The organism is Paenibacillus sp. JCM 10914 (assembly GCF_001315105.1).
GTDB lineage: Bacteria > Bacillota > Bacilli > Paenibacillales > Paenibacillaceae > Paenibacillus_AQ.
Genome location: NZ_BAZR01000047.1, coordinates 21,984 through 30,237 on the forward strand (window position 1 = coordinate 21,984; position 8,254 = coordinate 30,237).

10 protein-coding genes and 1 pseudogene are annotated in these 8,254 nt (G+C 49.3%); 10 read left to right on the forward strand and 1 reads right to left on the reverse strand.

All coding sequences use genetic code 11. From position 1 onward, the window contains the following. Window positions 1–98: 98 nt before the first annotated feature. From JCM10914_RS31575 to JCM10914_RS26905, 7 genes and pseudogenes are all read left to right on the forward strand, one after another. Window positions 99–560: an extracellular solute-binding protein gene (locus tag JCM10914_RS31575; protein WP_023967026.1), complete on the forward strand. Its 462-nt coding sequence runs from the start codon at window positions 99–101 to the stop codon at window positions 558–560. Continuing rightward, window positions 473–1,498: an extracellular solute-binding protein gene (locus JCM10914_RS26885; RefSeq protein ID WP_269433943.1), complete on the forward strand. Its 1,026-nt coding sequence runs from the start codon at window positions 473–475 to the stop codon at window positions 1,496–1,498. Before JCM10914_RS31575 ends, JCM10914_RS26885 begins: the two co-directional genes overlap by 88 nt. A gap of 95 nt (window positions 1,499–1,593) precedes the next feature. Next, window positions 1,594–2,481, forward strand: a complete 888-nt coding sequence (locus JCM10914_RS26890) for a carbohydrate ABC transporter permease (RefSeq protein WP_023967029.1) — start codon at window positions 1,594–1,596, stop codon at window positions 2,479–2,481. 56 nt (window positions 2,482–2,537) lie between these two features. Next, window positions 2,538–3,308 (forward strand): carbohydrate ABC transporter permease, encoded by a 771-nt coding sequence (locus tag JCM10914_RS26895; protein WP_081739912.1) that lies wholly within the window; start codon window positions 2,538–2,540, stop codon window positions 3,306–3,308. A gap of 37 nt (window positions 3,309–3,345) precedes the next feature. Next, a pseudogene (locus JCM10914_RS26900) lies at window positions 3,346–4,623 on the forward strand (glycoside hydrolase family 127 protein); the annotation flags it as partial. 22 nt (window positions 4,624–4,645) lie between these two features. Beyond that, on the forward strand, window positions 4,646–5,170 hold the full coding sequence (locus JCM10914_RS31580) for a beta-L-arabinofuranosidase domain-containing protein (protein ID WP_269433942.1): 525 nt from the start codon (window positions 4,646–4,648) through the stop codon (window positions 5,168–5,170). Between the two features lie 89 nt (window positions 5,171–5,259). Then, window positions 5,260–6,144: a glycoside hydrolase family 43 protein gene (locus JCM10914_RS26905; protein WP_023967037.1), complete on the forward strand. Its 885-nt coding sequence runs from the start codon at window positions 5,260–5,262 to the stop codon at window positions 6,142–6,144. 102 nt (window positions 6,145–6,246) lie between these two features. On the opposite strand, the gene JCM10914_RS26910 is transcribed toward JCM10914_RS26905, so the two are convergent. Next, window positions 6,247–6,969, reverse strand: a complete 723-nt coding sequence (locus JCM10914_RS26910; RefSeq protein ID WP_023967039.1) for a hypothetical protein — start codon at window positions 6,967–6,969, stop codon at window positions 6,247–6,249. A gap of 105 nt (window positions 6,970–7,074) precedes the next feature. On the opposite strand from JCM10914_RS26910, the gene JCM10914_RS26915 reads away from it, so the two are divergent. From JCM10914_RS26915 to JCM10914_RS31100, 3 genes are all read left to right on the forward strand, one after another. Beyond that, window positions 7,075–7,437: a hypothetical protein gene (locus JCM10914_RS26915; protein ID WP_023967041.1), complete on the forward strand. Its 363-nt coding sequence runs from the start codon at window positions 7,075–7,077 to the stop codon at window positions 7,435–7,437. Window positions 7,438–7,554: 117 nt separating this feature from the next. Beyond that, the gene (locus tag JCM10914_RS31095; RefSeq protein WP_023967043.1) at window positions 7,555–7,725 is read left to right on the forward strand and encodes a hypothetical protein; all 171 of its coding nucleotides are present in this window, start codon (window positions 7,555–7,557) and stop codon (window positions 7,723–7,725) included. A 123-nt stretch (window positions 7,726–7,848) separates the two neighbouring features. After that, on the forward strand, window positions 7,849–8,160 hold the full coding sequence (locus JCM10914_RS31100; RefSeq protein ID WP_023967045.1) for a hypothetical protein: 312 nt from the start codon (window positions 7,849–7,851) through the stop codon (window positions 8,158–8,160). Window positions 8,161–8,254 lie beyond the last annotated feature (94 nt).

Below are 8,254 nucleotides of genomic sequence, written 5' to 3' on the forward strand. Positions count from 1 at the left end.
AGAGTTTCGGGTTATGTAAGCGCTATCCACAATTTATAATCTAAGTAACATAGACTGCAGCTATGAATCTAAGGATGCAATCGAGAGGGGCTCAGAAAATGAAACGGCAAAAGAAATCGATCATGGTTCTCATCACCCTGTTGTTGATGTTTGCTTCCGTCATGTCCGCCTGCGGGACAGGTGCGGGCAACGACGAATCATCGCCTTCTACTAACGATGAACCCAATTCGAAGGATTCTATTACGCTTCGCATGACCGTATGGGGCTCACCGGATGAAGTTGCTGCATACAAATTCGGGATTCAGCGTTTCGAAGAGAACCACCCGAATATTAAAGTCGATCTGCAACATATCGCAGCCGATTATGACACGAAGTTGACCACGATGGTAGCGGGCAATGACGTGCCGGATATCGCAATGATGGAATCGGGCAGCATTGCTACCCACTCGCAGAGCAAGGGAAGTTCTACAATCTGCAAGAGTTTCTCGACAAAGACCCGGATATCAATGTGGATAGCCTTGTTCCGAACATCATATATTCGCTTGAACCAGGCAATGTGATCGGTATCGCCCCGGGACCGGAGTCCTTCGGCCTGTTCTATAATGAGGATATTTTCAAGGAGGCGGGTATAGCCCCTCCACCAAGTAAGCTGTCGGAGGCGTGGACATGGGATGAATTCATTGAAGTCGCCAAGCAGCTAACCGTGGATACGAAGGGCAGAACAGCCAATGATCCCGACTTCGATCCGAAAAATATTAAGCAGTATGGCGTAAGCGCTTCTACTTGGTGGGGAGTGTACAGCAACTTCATTTACTCCAACGGTGGGGATTTTGTCTCCGAGGATGGCAAGCGTTTCGCTTTAAATGAGCCTGCTGCGGTAGATGCCATTCAGAAAATCTCGGACATGATGAATGTGCATCATGTTTCACCTTCGCCTGTGCAAGCGAAGAACATCCCGGCGACCAATGTCGCGCTGCAAACGAAGAAGGTTGCGATGGCGATTGACGGTCAATGGGCCAGCGCCGGACTGGCGCAATCGAATTTCAATTTTAACGTAGGGGTCATGCCCGTGCTGGAAGAGCCGGTAACGACGGTCGTTTGCGGAATGTTCTCGATGTTCAAATCGACGAAGTATCCGGAAGAATCCTGGGAGCTGATGAAGGCATTGATCGATCCAGAAGCTTCGATCGAGATGATTACGAGCGGCACATGGATGCCATCGTATAAGGATTGGTATACCGATCCGAACATGCTGGCGAAATGGACCGAAAATCTGGATGCGCGGCCATCGGGATATAAAGACGCCATCGTAGAGGTTATTTTGACGAAGGGTCATCAGACGCCTACCGGTTATGTGAAGAACTTCAATAAGATTATGGACATCGTAAATCCCGCCTTGGATAAGGTGTGGCTCGGCCAGCAAACGGCGCAAGAAGCGATGGATGCTATCGCTGCCAAAGCGCAAGAGCAGGTGCAGGGTCGCCGGGATATCAAATAGTCAAGCAGCTGCGAACGCTACGATGGGGAGGACGGCGCTCTGCTGGCAGACCGTCGTCTTCTTGATTCGATAGTGATCGGGATTGGAGGCGAAAGATGCGCAGGGGATTATGGTATGGGCTATTGTTCACGGCTCCGGCGATACTCGGTTTTATCATTTTCACATTCGGACCGATGATCGCAAGCTTGGTGCTTAGCTTAACAGACTACAACGTATTTAAGGATCACACCTCATTTGTCGGTTTCGACAACTATGCGAAGCTGTTTTCCGGCGAGGATGATCTGTTCTATAAATCTTTGGGGGTCACCTTTTATTTTGTTATTCTGCGGGTGCCCGCCGTCATTATCATTTCCTTCGCCATCGCTTTATTGCTTAATATGAACGTGAAGGGGAGAGCGATGTTTCGGACGATCATCTATCTTCCGAGCATCGTGCCGGCTGTCGCGTCGGCGATGATCTGGATGTGGCTAATGAATCCGGATCTCGGGCTACTGAATTCGCTGCTAGGCTGGCTGAATCTGCCTACGAGCAACTGGCTTTATGCGGAGGGCAGTGTTATTCCTTCTGTTGTGCTGACAACGCTGTGGGGAATCGGGAGTACGGTCATTATTTTTCTGGCCGGTTTGTCGGGCATTCCCCAATCCTATTATGAAGCGATCGAAGTGGACGGAGGAGGCTGGTACAGCAAGCTGCGGCAAATTACGATACCGATGGTAACACCCACCTTATTTTTTAATACGATCATGACCATCATCGGTTCTTTCCAGGTCTTTAATGAAGCCTATATTCTTACCCAAGGCGGACCGAATAACCGGAGTTTGTTCTATGTGTTCTATCTTTGGAGAACCGGCTTCAGGGATACCGAGATGGGTTATGCCTCCGCTTTGGCATGGATTTTGTTCATCATTATCATGGTGTTTACTTATATCGTCTTCAAAACCTCTAAGTCTTGGGTGTATTACGAAGGGGGAGAACGCACGTGAGACCATCGAAGCTTGCGCTTACTGCAGGGTACACCGCCCTTATCCTGATTTCCATTATGTTTATCATTCCGTTCGTCTGGCTTCTGCGCAGCTCGCTTATGGATTTATCACAAATATTTACGATGCCGCCCGAGTGGATTCCGAAGCCGTTTAAGTGGGACAATTTCCAGCGTGCCCTGACTGTGCTGCCGTTTGACGTTTTCTTTACGAACACCCTCATTATTGTGGTGAGCGTTCTGATTGGGACGGTAGCAACGAGCAGCATTGCCGCATTCGGGTTTGCCCGGATCCAGTGGAAGGGCAGGGATACGGTCTTTGCGATCCTGATGACCAGCATGATGCTGCCGTTCGCGGTGACGATGATTCCGAGCTTTCTCGGGTGGAAGATACTTGGCTTCTATGATACGCTCTATCCGCTGATCGTACCTGCTTATTTTGGAGGGGGAATCTTTAATATTTTTCTGCTCAGGCAGTTCTATTTAACGATTCCAAGAGATTTCGATGAGGCGGCATTCGTGGATGGGGCCTCTTACTTCCAGATTTATTGGAGAATTATTTTTCCACTAAGTCGTTCTGCGCTTATTGTTGTTGCCCTGTTCAGCTTCTTGGGATCTTGGAATGATTTTATGGGGCCGCTGATTTATTTAAAGAGCGATAAGCTGTTTACGTTAGCTTTAGGGCTGCAGATGTTTCAGGGCAGCTATACTGCGCAATGGGATTTGCTTATGGCTGCTTCGGCGGCGGTTGTACTGCCCTGCATTATCGTATTTTTGATCGGACAACGTTACTTCCTGGAAGGGATCACCCTGACCGGACTGAAGGGATAAAGAAAGTGGGGAATGCACAATGACAGCACCATCATCGATGCTGCATAACTGGCATGAAGTGCCTTTTACGAAAGTGAAGATTACGGATGCGTTCTGGCGGCCGCGGTTGGAAGTGTTGAAAAAGGTGACGCTGCCTAGCTGCTTGATCAAATGTGAGGAGACGGGTCGCATTGCGAATTTCGCCAAAGCCGGCGGCCTCATCGAGGGGGAGTTCGAGGGTATCTATTTTAACGATTCCGATGTGTATAAGGTGCTCGAAGGGGTTGCCTATTCGCTGATGCTGGAGCGGGATACAGCGCTGGAGGACGATGCCGACCGAATCATTGAACTCATCGCGGCCGCGCAGGAATCGGATGGATACCTGTGCACGTATTACACGTTAGTTGCTCCCGAGAGCAAGTGGACGGATATGGAGAAGCATGAGATGTACAACGGCGGCCATCTGATCGAAGCAGCAGTTGCTTACTATGAAGCTACCGGCAAACGGCAGCTTCTCGACGTCGCTTGCCGGCTGGCCGACCATTACGATCGCATCTTCGGACCAGGCAAGCGGCATTGGGTAGAAGGGCATGAGGAAATTGAGCTGGCGCTGATCAAGCTCTACCGGGTAACCGGGGAGGAGCATTATTGGAAGTTCGCATGTTGGCTGCTGGAAGAACGGGGTCATGGCCACGGCGTCGGCGCCATCTGGGATAAGCCGGAGTGGGGACCGCCGTACTGCCAGGACGATGTTCCGGTCCGGGAGATCGAGAAGGTAACAGGGCATGCAGTTCGGGCCATGTATCTGTATTCCGCGATGACCGATGCCGTGCATGTTTCGGGAGATCCGGCGTATGTAGCTGCTTTGCAGCGTGTGTGGGCCCATACGGCCCAGCGCAATATGTATGTGACCGGAGGAATCGGGCCGTCCCACCACAATGAAGGGTTTACGGAGGACTATGATTTGCCGAATGAATCCGCTTACTGCGAAACCTGTGCCGCCATTGCGATGGTATTCTGGAATCATCGCATGAACCTGCTGTTCGGGGACGGTAAATTTGCGGATGTGGTCGAGCGTGAAATGTATAACGGCGCGTTGGCCGGCATTTCGCTATCCGGGGATCGATTTTTCTACGTTAATCCGCTGGCTTCGCAAGGGGATCATCATCGTGTGCCTTGGTTTGACACCTCCTGCTGCCCAACGAATCTGGCTCGCTTTCTCCCTTCCATCGGACAATATATGTATGCTCGAATGCCTAAGGGAATCGCCGTTAATCAATATGTTCAAGGCGAAGCGGATATCATGCTGGAGAACGGGAACGGCGTCCATCTGAAACAGCGAACCTCCTTTCCTTGGAGTGGAGGGGTCGAGCTGGAGGTATTCCCAGCGGCGGACGGCGTATTTACCATTCAAATGCGGGTGGCCGGAATGGTGCAGGGGATATCGGGTTTGCGTGGGAGGAGAATGGCTATCCGGTGTAGAAGCAGTGGTAGAACGCGGCTATCTCTCCATCGAGCGTCATTGGTCGGCGGGTGATACCATATTGCTCGAGCTTGATATGCCCGTTGAGATTTTCCGCGCTCGGCAGGAAGTACAAGCGAATGAAGGACGAATTGCGTTGCAGCGGGGGCCTATTGTTTATTGCATCGAGCAGAGTGATCATGACAAGCTCAAGTACGATGAAATGACGTTTTCTGCTCGCGAGAGGCTTCTGGTGGAGCATCGGGAGGATCTGCTGGAAGGCGTCACCACGCTGCGAGGCAAGGATGGGCTAGGCCGACCTTGTCAATTCGTTCCTTATTATGCCTGGGACAATCGGCAGCCGGGTTATATGCAGGTCTGGGTCCGGGAGAAGCAAGAGGAGCAGCTTTATAACTACTAGTACCTTGCGGTGGTAAGGATGTCCTCCTCTAGCAGCGTCTTCATCTGTTTAAATATCACTCATCAGATTTAGGAGAGGAGTGTCTACCATTGAACATTACAAATCCGATCATACCCGGTTGGTATGCAGACCCCGAAGCCAGAACGTATGAGGGAAAGCATTGGATTTATGCGACGCGGTCCTTCACGGAATACACGATGCAGATGAATCTGGACGCATTCAGTTCCGACGATCTGATCCATTGGGACAAACACGAAGGCATTATCGAAATGTCGGATTTTCCATGGATATGGAGAGCGGTTTGGGCTCCGACTCATATTGAGCACCAAGGGAAATATTATCTCGTATTTGCATCCAACGATATCCAATCAAACGAGGAAATCGGCGGCTTGGAAATCGCCGTTGCGGATCGTCCGGAAGGACCGTACAGAGGCTACTTGGGAAAACCGCTCGTGGATAAGTTTATTCATCAGGCACAGCCGATTGATGCGCATCTATTCAAGGACGAAGATGGAACGATCTATCTGTATTATGGCGGGTGGGGGCACTGCAACGTGGCTCAGATGAACGAAGAGATGACCGGATTCGTTCCATTGGCAGATGACGGCAATGAAATTTTCCGTTCCATTACGCCGGAAGGATATGTGGAAGGTCCTTGCATGATTAAGAAGGACGGACTTTATTACTTGATGTGGTCCATGGGCGGATGGACGAACGGTACCTATCGTGTAGCCTATGGCGTAAGCGACAACCCGCTCGGTCCATTCAAGAATGAAGGCACCATTCTGGAGCGACAGGAGCCGATTGCCGAAGGACCCGGCCATCATGGGTACTTGCATCTGCAGGAGAGCGACGAATGGCTTATCGTCTACCATCGGCGAATCATTGGAGATACCGAGCCGGGCAATCGCCAGCTATGTATAGATCGAATGCGAATCGGCAACGGCAAGATTGAGCTGGTCATCATGACTTAATCAAGGGCGCTCACCAACACCAGTGGTCGATGGTGGATATGCTGGGCAACGGGCTCGCTCCATATGTCAAATCCACAACCGAATCCGGTTGTGGATTATGAATTAATGTTGATTATTGAACAGGGGTTCCGTTCGAAGCAAATAGTTACCCCTTACCTCTGCAGCCCAATTTGCAAAGACCTCTCTCCATTGAACACTGTTAAAGAAATCGTCTACGGATTGGTTGTCGGAATCCCAATCAATAAATATGTTGAGAGGTGTGATTCCGCCAGCCCAGATTCCATTATTGACGTCAGTTCCCCTCTCCCTAACTAATAAAATTGGTATTCCGAATTGAAAAGCCATGGCAGGCTCGATTTGAGAAAAAGTCGATCCTTCCCAGAACGGAGTGGTTGTTGGCGGCTGCCCCACATTTGATTGAAGAATTTCAACAAAAAATCTGCGGAAGTTGATCGCGAGCAAACCATAGCTTGAAAAAACCAAGCGTCGTATATTCGTCAGGATATTCTCCGGATATTGTTCGCTTACGGGTAATGTACGGGGAAAGAGCAATGCCTCTTCAATTTCCGAAATAAGACGGTTCAGAAATTGTCCTTGCAGATCATTTACCGTGTTTGTTGTACTCAAAAATATAGGAATTCGAAAAGCGCGATCCACACACGCATTGATGGCCGATGTGACCTTTTGATGATCGGCGGGCTTAGGATTTGAGGAGGAGGTCCTTAAATTACCGCGGACAGGGGGAAGCTCCCTTACAATGCTTACGGGAGAAAGATTTTTCATGGGAATTTGCAGAGCTTTATCCTTAGTTTTTGAATTGCTCAATTTTCACATCTCCAATGCAAAGAATCAGGTTGATATTCAAGCCCAATCTATGCGTGTTAGCCCATTTGTGTTACTGGATACTCTATATAGGCTGGTGAATCTAAAATGAGTGAACAATTCTGGTTAGTGGTTCAATACCCGTTGAAAAGTGCCAAAGGCAGCCAACGCGATCATTGGTTAAAAGATAAAGTAATGGAATACTTGGAGATATCTCTGGCCGATGCCAGGTTAGGCCATGTGGATGGCTTTGATATGGGGAAATCCGTGTCCGACCCGAAAAAATATGCGCTTAATATATTTTGTGTCGTTACGGAAGAAGAGCAGAGCATCGCCTTGGTAAAAAGAGTTTTAAGGGAAAGTCGACTTGATTATACTCGTATCAAAATTGCTACCATGCCCTATGGAATAGAAGAAACCTATACTCTGAAATATGCCTATAAAAAGGGCGTTACCGATTTTACACTTTAACATGGATAGTGTTGTATGTGCTGTGTTTTGAAGTTTAGCAACAACACCTGTTCACTTTTATTGAGATTTAGAGATTGCCCTCATTTTCTTATCTTCGACACAGGAGGTGCCGGGTTGATGTCCAACATAATCAAAGTCGGCGGGCTAAGATTACTCTTCATCTGTGCAGGCCTGGGATTGATTCTGCTTGGCGCCGGATGCGCTCCGAAGACGGAGGAAGCTATGAAGCCGGAGGTTGTAGACGTACCAGCGGATGAAATGATTTCCATCCCTTGGAATGAAGGATGATCTCCGGCCATAAGCGTCACTCCGGGTATCCCGATCGAACTGCGCGGAAGTGATGAAATCACGTATGAAATATCGGGTGATACCCGTTACTTATGTATAGAGATTGAGGGAAAGCTTGAAAGTATGGATAAGGCGGGAACCACAAGGAGCGCGGGTGATCGTTTTTACTGGAGCCCCCTCTGCGGAAGCCCTCCTGGGCATCTTACCGACATCGAAACCTCATGGTTCAGCATCGTTCAGAAACAGGAAGGACATTCGACAGGGCTGGTTCTGGTCAGAATATCGCCTCTGCCGGACAAGACGGAACACGGGGACAAAGGATCGACGTTCAAAGCAGACATTATTGCAAGTGTGGCCTTTCCTCAGCAAGACGGGGTGTATCAGAACATCTCCGCCGAGGATTTGAATGAGCTTGAAGCCGATTATAATAAATAATCGGAAAGTCTATAAATAGGAAATAGCATTCACGTGAACAGTATTTGATCCAGTTTCGTGCTGCAGCAACAAGCCACCAACCCACCCTTGGGTT

Excerpts from the sequence above, each read along its gene's own strand:
- JCM10914_RS31575 (WP_023967026.1), top strand. The coding sequence starts at position 99 with ATGAAACGGCAAAAGAAATCGATCATGGTTCTCATCACCCTGTTGTTG.
- JCM10914_RS26890 (WP_023967029.1), top strand. The coding sequence starts at position 1,594 with ATGCGCAGGGGATTATGGTATGGGCTATTGTTCACGGCTCCGGCGATA.
- JCM10914_RS26895 (WP_081739912.1), top strand. The coding sequence starts at position 2,538 with ATGTTTATCATTCCGTTCGTCTGGCTTCTGCGCAGCTCGCTTATGGAT.
- JCM10914_RS26915 (WP_023967041.1), top strand. The coding sequence starts at position 7,075 with ATGAGTGAACAATTCTGGTTAGTGGTTCAATACCCGTTGAAAAGTGCC.
- JCM10914_RS31095 (WP_023967043.1), top strand. The coding sequence starts at position 7,555 with ATGTCCAACATAATCAAAGTCGGCGGGCTAAGATTACTCTTCATCTGT.
- JCM10914_RS31100 (WP_023967045.1), top strand. The coding sequence starts at position 7,849 with ATGGATAAGGCGGGAACCACAAGGAGCGCGGGTGATCGTTTTTACTGG.